The 19004-nt window shown below is 57.8% G+C and carries 18 protein-coding genes; 6 read left to right on the top strand and 12 right to left on the bottom strand.

Features of this window, described 5'->3' with window-relative positions:
• The first annotated feature begins 192 nt into the window (after positions 1-192).
• Positions 193-852, top strand: a complete 660-nt coding sequence (locus Q7U39_12980; protein MDO9118864.1) for a rhomboid family intramembrane serine protease — start codon at positions 193-195, stop codon at positions 850-852.
• Between the two features lie 12 nt (positions 853-864).
• Here the strand turns inward: Q7U39_12980 and Q7U39_12975 are convergent, their stop codons facing one another.
• The 3 genes from Q7U39_12975 to purE form a co-directional block, all read right to left on the bottom strand.
• Positions 865-2712 (bottom strand): ATP-binding protein, encoded by a 1848-nt coding sequence (locus tag Q7U39_12975; GenBank protein ID MDO9118863.1) that lies wholly within the window; start codon positions 2710-2712, stop codon positions 865-867.
• A gap of 278 nt (positions 2713-2990) precedes the next feature.
• Positions 2991-4145, bottom strand: coding sequence for a 5-(carboxyamino)imidazole ribonucleotide synthase (locus Q7U39_12970; protein ID MDO9118862.1), 1155 nt, complete (start codon positions 4143-4145; stop codon positions 2991-2993).
• Positions 4146-4147: 2 nt separating this feature from the next.
• Positions 4148-4717 (bottom strand): 5-(carboxyamino)imidazole ribonucleotide mutase, encoded by a 570-nt coding sequence (gene purE / locus Q7U39_12965; GenBank protein ID MDO9118861.1) that lies wholly within the window; start codon positions 4715-4717, stop codon positions 4148-4150.
• A 207-nt stretch (positions 4718-4924) separates the two neighbouring features.
• Between purE and Q7U39_12960 the strand changes: the two genes are divergently transcribed.
• From Q7U39_12960 to Q7U39_12945, 4 genes are all read left to right on the top strand, one after another.
• A complete protein-coding gene (locus Q7U39_12960) occupies positions 4925-6361 on the top strand; it encodes a biotin/lipoyl-binding protein (GenBank protein MDO9118860.1) in 1437 nt (478 codons plus the stop codon).
• A 126-nt stretch (positions 6362-6487) separates the two neighbouring features.
• Complete coding sequence (locus Q7U39_12955; GenBank protein ID MDO9118859.1) at positions 6488-7969, top strand: TolC family protein; 1482 nt, start codon at positions 6488-6490, stop codon at positions 7967-7969.
• 142 nt (positions 7970-8111) lie between these two features.
• A complete protein-coding gene (locus Q7U39_12950) occupies positions 8112-9779 on the top strand; it encodes an ATP-binding cassette domain-containing protein (protein MDO9118858.1) in 1668 nt (555 codons plus the stop codon).
• Between the two features lie 14 nt (positions 9780-9793).
• The gene (locus Q7U39_12945; GenBank protein ID MDO9118857.1) at positions 9794-10582 is read left to right on the top strand and encodes an MCP four helix bundle domain-containing protein; all 789 of its coding nucleotides are present in this window, start codon (positions 9794-9796) and stop codon (positions 10580-10582) included.
• On the opposite strand, the gene Q7U39_12940 is transcribed toward Q7U39_12945, so the two are convergent.
• From Q7U39_12940 to Q7U39_12910, 7 genes are all read right to left on the bottom strand, one after another.
• On the bottom strand, positions 10579-11316 hold the full coding sequence (locus tag Q7U39_12940; GenBank protein MDO9118856.1) for a pseudouridine synthase: 738 nt from the start codon (positions 11314-11316) through the stop codon (positions 10579-10581). The two genes, Q7U39_12945 and Q7U39_12940, sit on opposite strands and share 4 nt — an antisense overlap.
• A gap of 13 nt (positions 11317-11329) precedes the next feature.
• The gene (gene speB / locus Q7U39_12935) at positions 11330-12262 is read right to left on the bottom strand and encodes an agmatinase (GenBank protein MDO9118855.1); all 933 of its coding nucleotides are present in this window, start codon (positions 12260-12262) and stop codon (positions 11330-11332) included.
• A 61-nt stretch (positions 12263-12323) separates the two neighbouring features.
• Positions 12324-12893 carry an arginine decarboxylase, pyruvoyl-dependent gene (locus Q7U39_12930; protein MDO9118854.1) on the bottom strand — a complete coding sequence of 190 codons (570 nt, stop codon included), beginning with the start codon at positions 12891-12893 and terminating at the stop codon, positions 12324-12326.
• A gap of 126 nt (positions 12894-13019) precedes the next feature.
• Positions 13020-14453, bottom strand: coding sequence for an aldehyde dehydrogenase family protein (locus Q7U39_12925; GenBank protein MDO9118853.1), 1434 nt, complete (start codon positions 14451-14453; stop codon positions 13020-13022).
• A gap of 15 nt (positions 14454-14468) precedes the next feature.
• Positions 14469-14732, bottom strand: coding sequence for a hypothetical protein (locus tag Q7U39_12920; GenBank protein ID MDO9118852.1), 264 nt, complete (start codon positions 14730-14732; stop codon positions 14469-14471).
• A gap of 13 nt (positions 14733-14745) precedes the next feature.
• Positions 14746-15486, bottom strand: coding sequence for a thioredoxin domain-containing protein (locus Q7U39_12915; GenBank protein ID MDO9118851.1), 741 nt, complete (start codon positions 15484-15486; stop codon positions 14746-14748).
• Entirely contained in the window at positions 15483-16589 is a 1107-nt protein-coding gene (locus Q7U39_12910; protein MDO9118850.1) for a deoxyhypusine synthase family protein, read from the bottom strand. The genes Q7U39_12915 and Q7U39_12910 overlap by 4 nt, the downstream gene beginning before the upstream one ends.
• A gap of 838 nt (positions 16590-17427) precedes the next feature.
• Here Q7U39_12910 and Q7U39_12905 point away from each other — a divergent pair.
• Positions 17428-17958: a hypothetical protein gene (locus Q7U39_12905; protein ID MDO9118849.1), complete on the top strand. Its 531-nt coding sequence runs from the start codon at positions 17428-17430 to the stop codon at positions 17956-17958.
• Between the two features lie 286 nt (positions 17959-18244).
• On the opposite strand, the gene Q7U39_12900 is transcribed toward Q7U39_12905, so the two are convergent.
• Both Q7U39_12900 and Q7U39_12895 read right to left on the bottom strand, forming a co-directional pair.
• The gene (locus tag Q7U39_12900) at positions 18245-18616 is read right to left on the bottom strand and encodes a type II toxin-antitoxin system VapC family toxin (GenBank protein MDO9118848.1); all 372 of its coding nucleotides are present in this window, start codon (positions 18614-18616) and stop codon (positions 18245-18247) included.
• Positions 18613-18822, bottom strand: a complete 210-nt coding sequence (locus Q7U39_12895) for an AbrB/MazE/SpoVT family DNA-binding domain-containing protein (protein MDO9118847.1) — start codon at positions 18820-18822, stop codon at positions 18613-18615. Before Q7U39_12895 ends, Q7U39_12900 begins: the two co-directional genes overlap by 4 nt.
• Positions 18823-19004: the final 182 nt, after the last annotated feature.

Genomic DNA, 19004 nt, shown 5'->3' with positions numbered 1-19004 from the left:
ATTGACGCCTACATGACCCACCGCAATACCCAGCCCACCCCCTTTGTGTGGACCAAATCCGCGCAGGAAATCTTAGCGAAAGTGAATCGGGCCAAGAGCGCTCTGGATAAGACAAGAACAGCATGAATCACTACACTAGCGGGCCCTATGCTCCCCCTGCGTGACGACAATCCGACTGAGCGCCCACCGATCGTGACGATAGCCATCATTGCGGTCTGCGCCGTGGTGTTTGCCTATCAGTTCACACTACCTGACAGACCCGGCGAAGCCTTTGCCTTTCAGTATGGGGCCATACCTGCCGTTATCTTTAGTCATGCGGCACTTCCACGCGACATCGCCTCCATTCCCGCAACACTGACCCTGATCACGAGCATGTTCCTCCACGGCGGCTGGATGCATTTGCTCGGCAACATGCTCTATCTCTGGATCTTCGGCAACAATATCGAAGATGCGATGGGCCACCTCAAATTTGCCATCTTTTATGTGCTCTGCGGAGTCCTGGCAGCCCTTAGCCACGCATTCACCGACCCGTCCTCTCAGATCCCTATGGTCGGCGCCAGCGGCGCCATTTCCGCGATTCTGGGGGCCTATCTCCTGCTCTATCCCAGAGCCCGCGTACTGGTGCTGATCCCGCCCCCTTTCTTTGGAACCACCTCTGTACCAGCCGTCATCGTCTTGGGGTTTTGGTTTTTGGGGCAGCTATACAGCGGAGGACTGTCACTGGGATCCCACGGTGGAGGGATCGCTTTCTTCGCTCACATTGGAGGATTCGTGGCAGGCATGGCCCTGGTCGGGATCTTCAAACAACGGGACGTGCATTTCTTCGCGCCGGAGCACTCAGGGCGTTATTGATGGCCCTGAATGCTAGGCGGCGTCGAGCATTTCTCTGACTTTCTCCACCAATCCGACTTGTCGATAGGGCTGCTGAAGTACAAATCGTCGATTGATCCGATGATGCGCGATCGTCTGATCGTCATAACTCGACACAAACAGCGCTTTCATCGTGGGCTGATGATTGAGAAGCCGGCGAGCCAATTCCCGACCTCCGATCTCGGGCATGACCAAGGGGCTCACCGTCAAATGCACAATACCTTGGTACCGCTGGGTGAGCATCAATGCTTCAACGGAAGACGCTGCCTCCAGCACGCGGTATTTGTATCGGGCCAGCATCGAGCCGACCAGTTTGCGGCTGATCTCATCTTCCTCAACCAGGAGGATCGTCTCATCCCCCTTGGCCAGCATCGACTTGGGAATCGGCTCCTCCTGCGCATTGGCAACCCGGGCACCCGGCAGCCAGACCCGAACCACCGTCCCTTGCCCTGGCCGGCTGTCCACCTCAACCATCCCCCCGTTCTGCTTGACGATCCCGTAAACCGCCGTCAGTCCGAGCCCCACATTGGTTTCTTTTGTCGAAAAAAACGGCTCGAACATCCTCGCCTGCGTGTCCAGATTCATCCCCGTCCCCGTGTCGCTGATCTGAACCAGTACGTCGTGAGAGGGCTTTTTACCGACCCCGCTGGCATGAGCGGCGCCGGGCAGACCTGCACCCGAGCGCGCTTCAATCACCAGTCGTCCGCCGCTCGGCATGGCATCCCGCGCATTGACCACCAGCTGAAACAGCACCTTTTCCAGCCCTTCACGATCGACCTCTGCATAAATCGGGGATTCGTCTTGATGGATCGCGAGGTCGATCTGCGCCGGGAGCAGACTCCTGATGGCACTCCGAAGATCCGCCAAGACCGTCTTGACCGACAGCACCTGACGGACCTGCGTATCTTCCAAATTGAGCGCGATCAATTGAGCCGTCAATGCGGCCGCTTTCTCACCGGTCTTAAATATTTCGTCGGTCGCAGCTCGCAGCGGATCGTTGGTCGGCAACTGGGCCAACAGTACACCGGTCTGCTTCCCGATCACCGAGAACAACTCGCCGAACTCCTTGGCGATCCCGGCCGCCATCCGTCCGACGGCCTCCATCTTCTGCGCCTCGCGCAATCGACGTTCTAACCCTTGTCGCACCGCCAGCCCCTGCTGCAGCTTGTCTTGAGACTGCGTCAGGTCCTTGTTCAATCCGGCAATGCGGGCCTCCAATTGTACCTTGCTCGCCGCCAGTTGCTCTTCCGTGCGCTTCAAGGATTCGACATCCTTCAGCAACGTCGACTTCTCTTCTTGGACAACCGTGACGGCTTCCAACGCCAACCCATAGAAGACCGCCATCACCAGGAGCACCGGCACGCCAAGCAAATGGCCAACCGCCACGGTTTCACTGTGGACAATACCCTCATACAACAATGCGGCGTACCCGGCACAGAGGAGGAGGCATAGCCCCATCATATGGCTCAAGCGCCGCACCGAGGCCGCCACCAACATCAAGACAAAGTATGCGGTATAGAGATCCGGGCGCGCGTTCCCTGACAGATAGATCGTCCCTGTCACCAGCACCGTATCAACGGCCACGAGCGCGCCATTGACCCAGGCTAACTCGAACCAGGCACTCGGCAACAAGACGAGCATTCCCACGAATGCCCATATTCCGACGACCATTCCCTCGCTTTTCAGCCGGCTGATGACCGACTCCGTGCCGAAAAGCAACTCGTAGGACAGGATCACGCTCACCAGACATTGCAGCAGAATCAGCCGTGAGCGGGGATGCGTGAGAAATTGGTGAAATCGACTGTTGGCTGGAGCCGACGCTGTTGCCGCCGTAGTATTCACAGGATCGTCCTCCCGATAGACCACGCGTAAGCACAGCAACTTCTGTACCCCTGGCCGGAGATCAGAAACTGTCGATTGGCATAGTAATCCAGAGGCCTTTCCGTGACTCAGCCAGAGGAATGCACCCTACGGCACATACAAAATCGAACGGGTGCGAGGGAATTTACAAGAGAGTCTATCGATTGTGCGCCATTGGTGAGGCACCGATGGGCCTGCGGGCGAGTCGCTAGCTCAATCCGATCCGGCCTATCGGAGGGTACCGATCCTCACCCCTACTCTTACAGAGCAAGGCACTGCATGAACCGGCTGGCGCGGCCCGTCGTCTCGTCGCCCGACTCTGCAAGGAAAGTGACATGCCCCATTTTGCGGCCTGGTCGCACCGTACGCTTCCCGTACAGATGAAGTTCGGCACCTGGAATCGTCAGGAGGTCTTTGCATCCCTTAGCGCTCGTGATCTTCTCAACGTCATGGCCGATCAGGTTCACCATCGCGGCAGGACACAACAGTCGGACTTCTCCCAGCGGCAGTCCGCACAATGCCCGCACCTGCTGCTCGAATTGGGACACGGTGCAGGCGTCCAACGTGTAGTGTCCGGAATTATGCGGACGCGGGGCGATTTCGTTGATCAGAAGACGATCCCCGTGAAGCTGAAACAGTTCTACGCAAAATACCCCGATACCACCGAGCGCTTCCACGGCTTGAAGCGCCAACTCCTTCGCCTGCGTCATAACCTCGGAAGAGACCACAGCCGGAGCCACCGTCATCCGAAGAATCCCGGCCTCATGCCGGTTTTCAACGACCGGATACAGACGGTGCTCCCCATTCGCGCTCCGAACGACCAGCACCGATAGCTCCCGCACATAGTCCACCATGGACTCGACGATCCATCGCGCACCGGCCGGCACCATTGCCCGAAGTGCCGTCTCCACCTCCGCAATGTCCGCCGGCTGCCTGATCGTCCACTGGCCCTTCCCGTCGTACCCCGCGGTCGCGGTTTTGCAGATCACGGCACATCCGAAAACTTGAACGACCCCGGCAAGTTCAGCGGGATTCGTCACCACCGAAAACGACGGAACGGGAAGTCCCTGCGCCTGCAAGAATTGTTTTTGATCGATCCGATCTTGGATTACTCGAAGCACGGCCCCAGATGGACGGACGGGACAGATCCGACTCAGCTGGTCACAGAGCGAAGCCGGCACATTTTCCCATTCGAACGTAACGGCAGACACCAGCTGGCTGAATTCCCGGTAGACAGCAGGATCTGAAAAGGCAGCAGAGAAAGCCCGGCTCGCGAGGCCATGCGCCGGCGCATCGGAATCCGGATCCCAGACGGCGACCTGATAGCCAAGCTGCCGTGCCGCCCGCGTGAACATGGCGCCGAGCTGCCCGCCACCCAATACCCCGAGGGTCGCACCGGGTCCGAGGGACTCCATGGTCACGACCGCTGACTCATCCGATCCGCCTGGAGACTACCCACACTGGTTCCCTGAGCCTCCGGAGAATTGAGTACACTTTCAGTCTGAGACTTGCGGAACGCCTTCACACGATCGGCAATCCACGGATACCGGCCTGCCAGGATTTGGGCAGCCAGCAAGGCGGCATTTTCCGCCCCTCCGATGGCAACCGTCGCCACAGGAATGCCTTTGGGCATCTGAACGATGGACAGCAACGAATCCAACCCTCGAAGATTTTCTGTGGGAATGGGTACGCCGATGACCGGCAAATGGGTCTTGGCCGCCAACATGCCCGGAAGATGGGCCGCCCCCCCGGCGCCCGCAATAATGACTTCGACCCCTCGTCCCGGCGCGGTTTCGGCGTACTCGAATAGCCGGTCCGGGGTCCGATGAGCCGATACCACTAAGAGTTCATAGGGAATCTCGAATTCCGAGAGCAGCGCACCGGCTTTCTCCAGAATCGGGAAATCGGATTTGCTGCCCCCGAGAATCCCGATAAGCGGACCTTGCGCCTTGCGTGCCCGGCGAGATGATCGTCCTGTTCCAGCCATACCAGCGCGCTCCTTCCTTCATCCTACAGCCTAAAAAACAGAGCGCCACCTTAGCGATTCTGCCTGTATGGGTCAAGGTGAACCCTCTCACTGTACGCACCTTCACGTATGCCGGTTCTGCGCTTCAAATTGACCTCGGCCTGATGTTTCTCATATGATATGCAGTGTAGGGGTCCCAAGCTGCCATTTTCTAAGGAGATCACCGTCGTGGCTCGCCTTGGTTCAGGTCTGAAAAGCAAAGTCCGCTCGCTCATCGCGAGGGACAGCGGCCTAAGCGAGATTTCGATCGATGACCTTGCCACATCCAGCAAACTCCAGTCGTGGGAAGCGGTTCAAATTCCAGAACGGTTGAAGTTTTCTTCCCGACTGGCCATTAAGCTCGTCATCCTGTTTCTCCTCATCATTGCCTTTGTTCCTTGGACCCAGACGATTACCGTCACAGGTCAACTTTCCGCCTATTCGCCCTATGAGCGGCCACAAGATATCGAGGCCCAGATCACGGGACGGATCCAAAAATGGCATGTCTTCGAAGGCGTCCGCGTGAAACAAGGTGACCTGATCGTGGAGTTGGAGGATTACGATCCAAACTTCATGGCACCGGACCTCTTGTCTTTCCTCGATCAACGCAAGAAAGCGCTTGAACAAACCCGGAAGGCCGCTCTCTCCCGAGCGGAGCAACTCGATAAGCGCATCAAAGAAATGCAGAACCTCGTGAAGGCCGCCGTTCCATCGGCCCAAGCCCGCGTGGTCGAAGCCCAGAACAAAGTTCGCGAAGCCTATCAAAAAGTTGAATCCGCAAAAATCACGATGTCCACGGCCGAACTGAACGTCGACCGCCACAAGCAGCTCGCCGAGCAAGGCCTCGTCTCACAGCGGGAACTGGAGTTGACCATCCAATCGGCCATCGGCAGCAAAGCCGACCTGGAAGGGGCGCAAGCCAATTTACGAGCCGCCGAGCAGTCCATGAAAGCCCTTGGCTTTGGTCGTGAGCAGATCAGCGCTGAGGTATTGCAGCGGTTGCTGGACGCCGAAGCCGCACGGGATGCTTCCGTGGGAGAGGCCGCCAAAGCCGCGGATCAAGTGGCCGAAGTCTCCCTCCGCATGTCGAATGCCACACAACGTCGCATCGCCAGCAAAATTCTGGCGCCGATCGACGGCACGGTCGTCAAGATGGCCGAGGCGGGCGCCGGAGAAACCGTCCGGCAGGGAGACAAGATCGTTCGACTGTCACCCACCAGTCTCGACAAGGCCGTAGAGATGACGGCAGACGGCATCGACGCCCCGCTCCTCAACGTCGGGCGGAAAGTGAAAATTCTGTTTTATGGCATTCCGGCTATTCCGCTTCCCGCCTGGCCTGAAGTGATGGCAGGCACGTTTACTGGCGTAATCAAAGTCATCGACCAAACAGACGACGGCAAGGGTAACTTCCGGTTCTGGGTGGTACCGGACCCTGAAGACCGGCCATGGCCGGAGCAAAGCCATGTGCGGCAAGGCACCAAAGTCATGGGCTGGGTCATCCTCAATCGTGTCCCGCTCTGGTATGAGATGTGGCGGCGCTTCAATCTCTTCCCGCCTGATTACCAAGAGCGTCCGCCAAGCCTCATCGACACGCTCTTACCGAAAGCGGGACGAGGTGCGAAGTAACCGCCCCTATCAGTACCGTATCGCGCTCTTGCTGAATCACCTCTCCAGCACACATCCGTTCATGCCCTATGCTCGCCAGACGGCGGGCGACAACGGGCTCATATCCAGGAGAGCAAAGGAGTAGCCATGATGTTGTTACGGTTCGGCCTCGTGTGTGGGGCGCTTCTTCTATCTGCCGCATCAGTTCCGCTCAACGCCGCTGCAGCCGAGGGAGACGCGGCGAAGGGGCTCCCCGCAATTCCCTTGAGTGTGGATGAAATCCATGCCTGGATCGATCGCTCACACCCCTTGCTCAAAGGAGCCGGGACCGAGAAAGTGATGGCCCGCGGCCGAATGCTCAAAGCCCTTGGAGCGTTTGAGCCTGTCCTTATCAATGACACCGAAATCGAACGGTTTATCTCCAAGGATAAATTCGGCACGCAATCGGTGGGGTTCAACGACACGCTCATCGAAGCCCGGAATCCGATGGGATTCCGGTACAGCGCCGGTGTCCGCCAAGCCATTGGCGATGCCAAGATTCCTGACCTTTCTTTTGGAAACGGCAGCCAGCAAGTCATTCTAGGAGGGTTTTTCCCTCTCCTGAAAGGCTTGATGGTCAATCCAGAGAACGCGGAACTGCAGCGGTCTGAGCTGGCCGATCCTCGAGCGGATATCCGTATTGCACAAACCCGGCAGGACTTATTCCTAGCGGCAGCCACCCAATTTTGGGATTGGGTGGCAGCCGTCCGCTATGTCGAAGTTCAGCGTAGAGCCCTCAAAGTGGCAGAGGATCGGTTTAAGCAGGTGGAAGGGCGGGCGAAGGCCGGAGCCGTCGCGCCGTTAGACGTGGTCGAAGCCAACCAGGAAGTCCAGCGCCGCCGAGAAGTCTCCATTGCCGCACAGCGCCAGGTGGAGCAGGAGCAATTCAAACTGTCGATGTTCCTGTGGGAGAGCAACGTTCCATCCCTGCCCGCCCTCGACCGGGTCCCGGACTTTCCGGCACAGATGCTGTCTCCGACGCCTGATGCCGTCAAGGCCCATAAGATTCAAGCGAAAGCCGAACGGCCTGAAATTAGGGAAATCGGAATCGAAGCGAAAATGAACGATATCGACTTAGAACTCGCTAAGAATAACTTACTCCCGAGCCTGGATGCCGAAGCCGCCCCAGCTCGCAATCCGGAGAAATTCGTGCTCGGCCTCGGGTACCGCTTTGGCCTTGAACTCAGAATCCCCATTCTCCAACGTCGGAGCCGCGGCGAAGTACTTGAAGCGCAGGGCAAAGCAGACCGCTTCGTCATGGTCCAAAAATTCCGTGAACAGCAGGTGGTCGTCGATGTCGATAACGCCCTTTCGGCGATCGAGCGAGCCAAAGAGCGAATGGAGGCTGCCGTCCAATCCTTGCGCCTCGCCAAAACACTCGAAGAAGGCGAACGATTCCGCTTTGGGTTGGGCGCCACCAGCGTTCTCTTCGTGAATCTTCGCGAGCGCAATTCGGTGGACTCCGAAGCGCAGGTGATTCGCGCCAAGGCCGACTACCAGAAAGCCCAGGCTCTGTACCAATGGGCCATCGGCGCCTGGGCCAAAAGCAACCCGAGCGCAGTCCCGGTCAATTACCGGTCTCGTGACTAAGTCCGTGTAAACGTGGAATTTGCAGATGATATTTGCTAGGGTGACCGTACCGACATCGATTCGGCAGTGTCACGGGTGAGCCTGGTGACGGGATTCCTCTCTGCACCGCGCCTCGGCGATTTAGCGTAAGGACCTGAAAGATATGGCCCAAGGCCATTCTGATACGCAGCCGAACCTTTTCCAGGCCATGCTGGGACACCTGGGGCTCCTCTTCCGCCTCGAGAAGAAAGTCCTCGGGCTCATCTTTTCCTATTCGCTTGCGATCGGACTCTTCTCACTGATTGTGCCGTTGACGGTTCAGGAACTCGTTAACACCTTCGCCTTCGCGATTCAGCCCATCACCATTGTGACTCTGGCGGTCATCATGGCATCGGCCCTGGCCTTTGTCGGCGTCTTCAAAACCCTCCAGTATTATGCCGTCGAAGTGCTGGAGCGACGGGTGTTCGCGCGCGTGACGCTCGCCATGACGCAACAACTTCCGCTCATGCAATATCAGAAGTTCAAGCCGCGCTACGCCAACTATTTTCTCGAAACAGTGTTAATGCAGCGCGCCCTCTCCGTCTTGCTCGTCGACTTGATCAACGTGGTCGTCGGCGGAGCGGTGGGAATGTCCATTCTGGTGTTCTACCATCCCTATTTCCTGCTGTACGACGCCCTGTTGCTCGCGGGCTTCAACGTGATCTTCTTCCTGCTCTCGCACGGCGGCTTACGAACCACCATCGCCGTATCCCATGCCAAATATGAGACGCTGCATTGGATGCAGGAAATCTCTTACAACCTCCTGCATTTCAAAGCGACCGATAGCCAACCGCTGCTCATGCAGAAGTCCGATCAGCTGGTCGACAACTATGTCGCCACTAGACGAGAACGCTTTGCCGTGCTAGCACGGCAATACCTGAGCTCAGTCGGATGGCAGGCTATTGGCCACAGCAGCCTCATTGCCACCGCCGGGTGGCTCCTCTCGATCGGTCAATTGACGATCGGACAATTGGTAGCCGCCGAAGTGGTGGTAGCAGGAATCCTCACGAGCTTCGACGGCGTCGTCAAGCGGATGGGCCACGTCTATTACTTTATGACCGCGTTGACAGAGCTCGACGAGTTCTTTGCGCTCCCGAAAGACCAGGAATCGGCGACACTGTCCGTCCCCTTGCCGGACCCCACTATCCACGGAATTCGGCTCACGTGCAAAGACCTGGCGGTTGCGCATCCTGGAACCTCTTCCATTTTTTCCAACTTCGATCTGGAAGTCATGCCGGGTGAAAAAGTCGGCATCTATGCCAGCACCACCGTCGCGAAAACGGCTCTCGCCCGAGTCCTCGCAGGATTGGAAGCTCCAACCCATGGCGTCCTCCGCTACAACGGGGTGGATCTCCGACACCTGGATCGAACGACCGTCAACCGCTGCCGTGGATTCATGCTCGACTCCCAACTCACCCTGTTCGAGGGCACGATCGAAGAAAACATCGTATTAGGCCGGTCCTATGTGCCTTACAGCGATGTCCGCTGGGCGCTCCGCTTCACGGAACTGGAAGAAGAGATCGATGCCTTACCACAAGGCATCAAGTCCCACGTACGGACACCCGGCAAAGTGCTGGCTCCGACCCACATTATGAGAATCCTGCTCGCGCGCGCCATCCTCGCCAGGCCGCAGATTCTTATTTTTGACGGGATCATTCACAACATGCACCCGACGATGCGGGAGACCATTCTCCGGCGTCTCTGCTCGAAAGACGAGCCCTGGTCGGTCGTCTTCGTCTCCAACGATCCCAATCTGACGCCTCACGTCGACCGCCGAATCATCATCGATTAACCAAGGACACTGTTGTGGGACTGCTCGATCGTCTTCCTATCCCTAAACCGACCGGCGCCCAACTGCTGATCAGCGTGCTCATCGCCGGGATCGGCTGGTATAGCGGACAGACCCTGAGCCAGGTCGACCAGGACCTGCGCATCATGTATACGGAATACACACTCGGCGCGACCGACCTCGCGCATATTTCGGCCGACACCATGCGCTACCGCAATACGATTATTCGAGCCCTGGAAGCCGACAGTCAAAAGGACTTCGAACGCATCACGGAATCGCTCCCCGTTCAGCGGGCGAAGATTCAACATGCCATCGACCGGTACGCGGCGGCAGGCCTGCGCGTCTCCCGAAGCGGACGGAGCGAACCGGAGGACATCGAATCCGTTCGACGCAGCCTCGATCAATACTTCTCCGCAGCCAGCACGACCGTTCAGCTCCTGACACAGGAATGGACGGCCAATTCTCCGGCCGAACGCGAAGCGCTCCGGAGAAAAGCAGAAGAGCATGCCTCCGACAATGCCGGCCCCAAAATGATTCAGGTGAGCTTGGCCTTAGACCATCTGTTGGATACCGTTGCCGATGTGGCGAAGGATATGCGCGATGAGGGAACAAAGACGATTCAGGCCAGCAGCATGACATTAGTGGGCGGGAGCTTCTTCATTGCGCTGCTCAACCTCTTCCTGGGCCAACGCAGAAAGCCGGTCGACGACGACAATGATGCGGCAGATGATCTTCCTTCAGGCGCGACCGACCGGGCGCATGTCGGCGGACCATCCGCTTCGCCCATCCCAAGCGAGACCCACTAACCCGGCGGACGCCCGACTGCCCGAAAAAGCTCAACCCGTTCGTCAGCCGAGAGTTCCTTCCAGCTTCCCGCCCCCAAACCGGTAATGCCGATGTGCATGATCCGGACACGGTGTAGCCCCGTCACTCGATAGCCCAACGCCTGACACATCCGCCGGATCTGGCGATTGCGCCCCTCCGTCAAGATGATACGAAACCGGTGGGGCCGCACGCGCTCCATGCGGCACGGCCTTGTCTTGCTGCCGAGAATAACCACCCCCTCTGCCATCTGCCTGAGGAAGGCCTCGTCGAACGGTCGATCGACATCCACCACATATTCCCGTTCGTGGCCGAATTCCACGCGCAGGATATCGTTCACAATATTTCCGTCATTCGTCAGCAGAATCAGACCGGATGAATCCTTATCCAGCCGCCCGATCGGGAAGATCCGGTCGGGATGTCCGATTTCGGCGATGATATTCCGAGGCACGTGCGACTCGCTCGTCGTCGTCACCCCGACCGGTTTGTGGTACTTGATGTAAAGAAAAGCCTGGCCCCAGGGAATCACAGTCCCGTCGCAGGCGACGACATCCGTCCGACTCACCCGGTCACCCAGCGTCGCGACAACCCCGTTGACGGTCACGCGTCCCGCTTCGACGCGCTGATCCGCCTCGCGCCTGGAACAAATGCCATGCTCGGTAAAAAACTTATTGATGCGGATGGGAGAAGAAGGCGCGGGCTGAACGTCGCGCGTCATCGTGGCGAACGCCTCAATGAACCCGGCGGCCGGCTTTGATCCGGCCGAGCATGCGATAGATCAAGCGGGCGATGGCAAATTGCGGCGCCACGAACCCGTCGATCGGAGCGATCTCACTGATATCCATACCGACAATCCCCGGACCGTTGGCCAACGCCGTGACCAAATGCAACGTATCATACCATCCGAGTCCGCCTGGTTCCGGCGTACCCAGGGCTGGGATAATGGCGCTATCCAGCCCGTCGCAATCGAACGTCAGATACACGGGTCCGGTACAGGCCGCAACCACTTCAGGCACCCACCGTGCCGCCCGCCCCTCATAGGGACCGGATGGATCGAGAATCGACGCAGCAAAGAACGTGGCAATGCTCTTGGTCGTATTGATCCGTTGGATTTCCTCAGGACAGATTGAGCGAATCCCGACCTGGACGAGCCGATGTCCATCATCGACGACTCGGGCCATCACGCTCGCGTGGCTAAACGGATTTCCCCCATAGGCCTGGCGCAAATCGCCATGCGCGTCGATTTGCACCACGCATAGATCGGGGTAGCGCTTCGCATGGGCCCGAATTGCCCCGAGTGCGCCTGTATGCTCGCCTGTGAGGGTCACAAGAAATCGCCCGGTCCCGACATGCGGGGCGACAAATGACTGAATCGCGTCAACCGCAGGCCCGTCCACGCGCCCTTGAAGATCGAGCGTAGTCGCGGTCGCGATGCCGCCCCATTCACGAAACGGCTCGCATCCGAGCTGCTCATCGTAAAACTCTACCTGAGCGGACGCCTCAAGAATGGCGGAAGGTCCGCGGTCTGATCCGAGAATATAGCTGGAGGTGTGTTCGTACGGAGCCGGCAGGATATAGACGCCCGCCTGCTCGGGATGGCACCAGGGCTCATCGATCCCCAGGAAATTGTGGTCCTGGCCTTCCCACCCAGCAGGAAGTGTCATACCTGTTCCACCATAGAGGCTGGCATGGTGTGCGTGCTGCGGGACAACATACTCACGCTGATTAGCGGCGAGAGCGCTTGGGGATATTTTCCTCGGGAATAAAGACGGCCAATGCGATGACCGTCGTCCATCGGTCCGGCTTGCCGACGGCCGACTGGGTGATATTCAACGTGCGCACGATTTGTCCGGCCATCTTGAAGACCTGCTCGCGCTCTTTCCAGGCAATATTCGGATCGAACTCCACTCCCAAGGTGGTCGCCAGCATCTGTGCGGCGAGATCTTCGGTATATTCGCCGGTCTCCTCATCGGTTTCGCCGTGCGCATGGTGCTCGGAGAGATAGCCGTAGGTCTGACGATCCGTTGGAATGGCAAGTCCGATGGATGCGGACACGAGACGGTTGCGTTCATTGGTCTCTGACCGGGCCATGACGCAGAAAGTGATTTCGCCGGGGTTCAGCAGCTTTTCACCCCGCTTGCGTGGGATGATTTTGCAGTTAGGCGGAAGGATCGACGAGACCGTCACCAGATTGCAGTAAGCCACACCGGCACTGCGGAGGGCTTGTTCAAAAGAAGCCAGCTTCTCCTTATGAACTCCCACTCCTCGCGTCAGAAACATCTGTGTAGGTACCATCGTCGTCGTCTCCCTTGTCTATCCGCAGGCTGACTGCACTACATTGACAATGCGTTGTATTGGGCCGCTGTTGTACCAAGATTGTCCGGGGTTCGCAATATCCTCACAGGATTATTTCTACGATCCTCAGACCGGCTCTTTCAGGTTCAGGACCAACAGGCGCGGCTCAGTCATATCCTCAATGGCCGCTCGTACGCCCTCTCTCCCCAACCCGGAATCCTTTACGCCCCCATAAGGCATGTGATCCGCCCGAAACGTGGGAATCTCGTTGGCTAACACGGCGCCCACTTCCAAATGACGGAAAGCGTGAAAGACCTTGTTGATATCCTGCGTGAACACGCCGGCCTGCAATCCATAGTCGGATTGATTCAACGCCGCAATGGCGTCGCTGAACTGCCGATAGGACGACACCGTGACCACGGGGCCGAACACTTCCTGGCAAGACACTTTCATCTCCGGCTTCACATTGGTGAGCACCGTGGCTTCCAAGACCGTTCCCAGGCGCTTTCCGCCCAGCAACACCCGGGCTCCTTGCGCCACTGCCTCTTCAATCCATCTCTCGACCCGCTGCGTGGCCCCCGGATCGATCAACGGACCAACGGTCGTCGTCTCATCCGTCGGATCACCGGCTTTCAGCCTGGCGACTTGCAGCAGCAGTTTGGTCGTAAACGTATCGGCCACCGAATGATGCACGAGGATGCGCTGGACCGAAATGCACGTTTGCCCGGCATAGCCAAACCCGCCGCTGGCGCACCGCTTGGCAGCCAGATCAAGATCGGCGTCCGGCTCGATGATCACGCCGGCATTGCCTCCGAGTTCGAGCGTCACCTTCTTCTTGCCGCACTTGGCTTTCAGCATCCAACCGACCGGCGCGCTGCCGGTAAAACTCAGCAACTTGAAGCGGGGATCAATCACCAGCCGTTCCGCAAGCGCATTGTCACAGGGCACCACATTCAGCCCGCCGGCAGGGAGTCCGGCCTCCAAGGCCACTTCACCCAGGAGCAATGAGGTCAGCGGGGTCTGCGGTGCGGGCTTGATGAGGATCGGATTGCCGGCGGCCAGCGCCGGCGCGACCTTGTGCACGACCAGATTGAGCGGAAAATTGAATGGCGTGATGCCGACAATCGGACCCAGCGGAAACCGGCGAACCATCCCCAGATAGGATTCGGTCTGGGGCGTCCAATCGAGCGGCACGACTTCGCCGGGGATACGCTTGGCCTCTTCAGCCGCAATCGTCAAGGTCTGTACCGCGCGATTGACCTCGCGCTTCGCGTCGGCAATCGGCTTGCCGGCTTCGGCCGTGATCGTTTGAGCGAATTCATCGCGGCGGCGATAGAGCAGCGCCGCCATATCCTGCAGAATATTATAGCGGGCATGGGAAGCCAGCTTCGCCATAACGGGCGCGGCCGCCACTGAGGAGGCAATCGCCTCTTCAACATCGCTCTCACCGGCCTGACAGACTTCCGCAAAGACGTGTCCCGTAAACGGATTAGTCACGCCAGCCGTGAGAGCGTTGCGCTTCCAAACTCCATGGACGAGAAACGGACGTGGTTCCTGCAAACGCGCGATCTCCCTCTAGGACGAGGCAGGAATGGAGGCAGGCTGATCCGCCTCGGCGGCCTGTTGTTCAGCCGCAGCCTTCGCAATGAGTTCGTCCGTTCCCCAATCGCGCACGGCTTCCAACGTAAAGCTTTCATACGTGGACACCCCGTGGCAGGACGGACAGTCAGGCATCGGCACTTTTCGGTAAAACACTTCCCCCAGACAGGACATGCACACCCAAAACTCAGCCGTCCCCTCATGCTGAGGCACTGACCAGAATGATTGCGTGGAAGCCATAGTTACTCCTACGTTATGGCACGTGTGGATCGCGGACAAGCGGCCTGGAGCGTTCAACAGACCGCACGGGTCGAATGAGAGACTCACGCTCTGTTCCTCCGCGTGAATGCGGAGTACTCGCGAGCAGCCGATCGATTTCTTCGGCAAACATTTCGAACGGAAACGCTCCGGGGATCGCGATCGCAGGCTCTTTCTCCGTAGGGCCGCTCGCCGTCCGCACAAGAATGAACCCAGGGGTTCCGTGAAATCCCCAGCGATTGGCCTCTTCCCGATCTGCAAAAATTGACGCGACGTGCGATTTTTCCTTGAGACAGCGCTCAAACACGGATTGGGTCAACCCGATGGCGACGGCATGCCGCAGAATAACCGCTTGATCGATGCGCCCGCCCTCTGCAAACAGGCGATCGTGCATGGCCCAATACTTCCCCTGGCCCCCGGCACAACGCGCCGCCAACGCCGCATCGAGACCGGGTCCCTGGTCAGCGCGCGGATAGTCGCGGTAGAGAAACTTCACTTTACCGGTATCCACATACCGGGCTTGGATTCTCGGCCAGGTCTCGCGAAAAAATTTCAAACAGTAGCCGCAGGTGAAATCCGAATACTCGATCAGCGTGACCGGCGCATTGGCCTGGCCCCGCATGCGAGTCTCCGCTTGACCGGGCTCGTCCTTGGCACCGGACAGGGAGGGGAAGAGCGCGACACAGCAGGCCATCGCCCAACCCGCGATCATGATGCCACGCCGCGAACTATTCATGATGGTTGCTTATCCCGCATCCGCTGCCGCTCCAACAGGCCCATCATCAGCAGAGGCCACACCACCGTCGCATCGCTGAGCACTTCGGCAAACCGCCCCCCCTCGGCCGGAGGAACAAACTTGCCCCACGAAATTCCTTCTTGGTAGGTGCACCCGCTCAAGCCGCCCCAATAATCCGGCTCGGGGCAGATCCGCACGCCATAGTGGAACCGTGGCGGCTTCACCGAGAGGCCCAGCCGATGATTGCCGATTTCGATATAGGGTCCGACCTGTTGCGCCCAATTTCTCGGCACCCCGCCGCCGATCGTAAAAATCCCGATCTTCTTGGCGGACAAGATCTGGCCGGCATAGCTATTGAGGTCCAGGTAGGGATTAAAGGACGGGAGTGACTGATGGAGACTGCGCAGCAAGCCCAAATCGTCTCCGGGCTTCGCTTGAGAACGGGCCTGGGCAATCGCCCTTCCCATGGCCCAGGTACCCACATCCAATCCCATCTCCGAATCGGTGTAGGCCGGAATATAGACCGGCACTTTCTTCAGATACGCGCTTTTGAGAATCCCGTCTCCCTCGTACTCTTCAGCCAACGTCTTACCCAACTCGCGCGTCAGGATTTCAGACGAGAGCGGCGCATCATAGTTCACGCGCTTCAGCGTCTGCGAAACCACCTGCTCGACATAGTTGAGATTCGACTCCATCTCCAACGTATCGTAGACGCGATTGTAGCCCTTCTCGAAGAGCTCCTCATCAGACACCGCCGGATTGACACGATAATGCGTCTTTCCGATTGACTCGCTCAAGCCATGCGCGATCAGTGCGCCGGTGGAGATGATGCAGTGGACCATGCCGCGATCCACCATCGTGCTGATGATCTTGCCCATCTTGGCGATAGTCATGGCTCCGGAGAGCGTCAATACCACCTTGCAGTCGGCATCCTCGATCATCGCATTGAGGACTTCGAACGCTTCGCCCAACCGACGGCCGCCGAACGCTGTCTTGCCCATCGCGACCAGCAGATCGTTGAAGGAGCCGATTTTGTCCGGGTCGAGCGGCTCGAGGGCTTCTAAGCCGTCTTGCCCGCCGTCATGAAATTCACGTGTCGCCATAACCCATCACCGTCCAAGAATATGATTACAAAAGGCGCATTCCTTATACACAACCGGCGCTAGAGGCGTCAATGAAGCGCGCGCCGGACACGAGGTACGCGCGTTCGACATACCCGCTGCTGAGCACATTCTCGCTCCGCACATGCGTGCTCGGACACGAGTGCGCCACGGCATCGAAGGAAAGCGATCAGATGATTCCATTAGGTGGATCATCATCCGTCCCAGAGAAGTACCGCCCGATCACGCACGTGACAGGCAACCGCATGAAGGAAGGGGATGGGACGATGGGAGGGCAGTGCAAGAAAACATGGTGGTGGTCCCAACGGGATTTGAACCCGTGTTTAAAGACGACTACGACTTCGCCCTTTATTTTCGCGAGCTTCGATGATTTCACACAGGTCAGAAATGGGTACGACTAAAACACGAAGGCTAGAGAAATACACTGGAGCAGACTAGGTTCTGTCCAGAATACTTCGCGGTCTCTCAGAATGTCTCAAGTCGCTAATCCAGATCGAACCGATACAACTGGAACTGGCTTCCTTTGGCATCTCCGACGCTCCCATAAACCTTGATACCTTCCTACGGTCCGCCTAGCCTCTGGAGACTCAGGGCATTAGTTCATATAAAAGAGGTAAAGCAGCTGAATGCTAAAAAATGCTGTTCGAAACAAATAAACTCATTCCTATCTAAGACGGAGATAGGTTCTCATATAATGAATTGGGAAGACATCCAGGACACGATTCGAACTTGTCGCCGGTGCGAGAGCCAGAATGGAGCATTCTTTGCTCCCTTTCGTGGAGGGTGGCCCGAGATACCTCAGCCACGACCACGATCAATCTTGTTCATCTCAGAAGCGCCACCACAAGATGGTGGGTTCTGGACTGTTCAGGATAAAACCAGCAAGCAAGATGACTTGCGGGAAAAGCTCCTGCTTCTGCTCAAACTATCCTCCGACGGTCCTGACCGCGGCCTTGTTTCCTTTCGTGATGCCGGCTACTTTCTGCTCCAATCTTTCCCTCGCCCACTAAAGAACCCCATCGGCAATGTCAAAACAGACGGGCTTAGAATGTTATTACAGCATCCGGCGGAATCTCATCTGAAGGACCAGATCGCCTTCTTTTCACCAGCCGCTATCCTTGCATTAGGCAGACCGGCATCCGCTGCCCTCTCAATGCTCTTTCCTGAGTCTTCGTTCGCCCGCACGTTTGAGAGAGGCAATATTTCTTCCGTCCAGGGTAAGATGTTCCAGGAGCAAGGCCAGCCACTCCTTTCAGCCACTTACCTTCCTTCAGGCAACGGACGGTTTTGGCGACGTTTCTGGCAAGGCCACATACCTTTGTTCGTCAGTCAGGCCCGATCACTGACATGAACACTGATCCCATACCAGCACTGACGCCGGAAGAGGAGGAACTTGCAAGGGAAGGGCGGAGTTGACCATTCTCGATCTCAGGCTCGAACACAGGCCAACGAGTCGCCTCACGCGTCGAAGATTGGCTTGCAATTTGTCGGACGCCTCAAGCCTTTCATAAAAGAAGCTGTATCAATACCTTGGTCCTGTGCGCCTCTTCTCTGCTCACAAGCCTCCATGCCCCCGGAGGACTCTACAAGGGACCGGAAGTGCGTGGAAGCCTGAAAGAGATGAAGGTGATGGCTCCCTACCTGATGTACACGACCCCTGGTAAATCCTTGAGATCCGCATCCCCCGTAACAACTTCAGCTTCCTGATCTCTTGCCGTCGCGTAGACAATCGCGTCGGCCATGGCTAACCCGTGCCGCAAACTCACATCAGCGGCGAGAAGGGCGATCGATTCTGTCAGTTGAACGACCTCGGTGGCATTGAGCCGGCCCGCAAACAATAACGCCGTCTCTTCGCCCCGCTCTCGTTTGATCTTCTTGTAGACCTCATACAGCACGATGGTCGGCGTAATGAGCTGATACCGAGGGGTGAGATAGGCCGCATAGCGGTCGGCCAGAGGACCATCGGTGAAGAATTCAATCCACCCGCTGGAATCCAATAAGACCTTCACACCCGGTCCTTCTTCTCGCGGAGATCTGTCGCGGGCATGCCCTTGAGCGCACCCTTCAGCGATTTCAGCGGCACTTCCGGCACCAGCGTAATGACGCCTCCCTTTTCCACCACCTGCAACCGCTGGCTGGGGGCGAGATGGAGCTTGTCCCGAACTTCCTTCGGGATCACGACTTGGAACTTGGACGAGATCGTCGTTGTCGCCATAACCTACCTCCTTACATTTATCGTATCGATCATAGTACCGTCTTACGCATTAGGTCAAGGCAATCGTCTTTCAAAAGAGGGGCCGGAGAATCGGGGACATTCTGCATTTCCGATGCAACGCTTCAGGCATTGCACTCCCCCGACAACGCGCAATGTGAACTAGGCGAATAGAATCGGGACAT

Source organism: Nitrospira sp. (genome assembly GCA_030653545.1).
In the GTDB taxonomy this organism is placed as follows: domain Bacteria; phylum Nitrospirota; class Nitrospiria; order Nitrospirales; family Nitrospiraceae; genus Nitrospira_D.
Note: the sequence above shows the minus strand (reverse complement) of the source record. Positions and strands in the feature narration are given on the sequence as shown.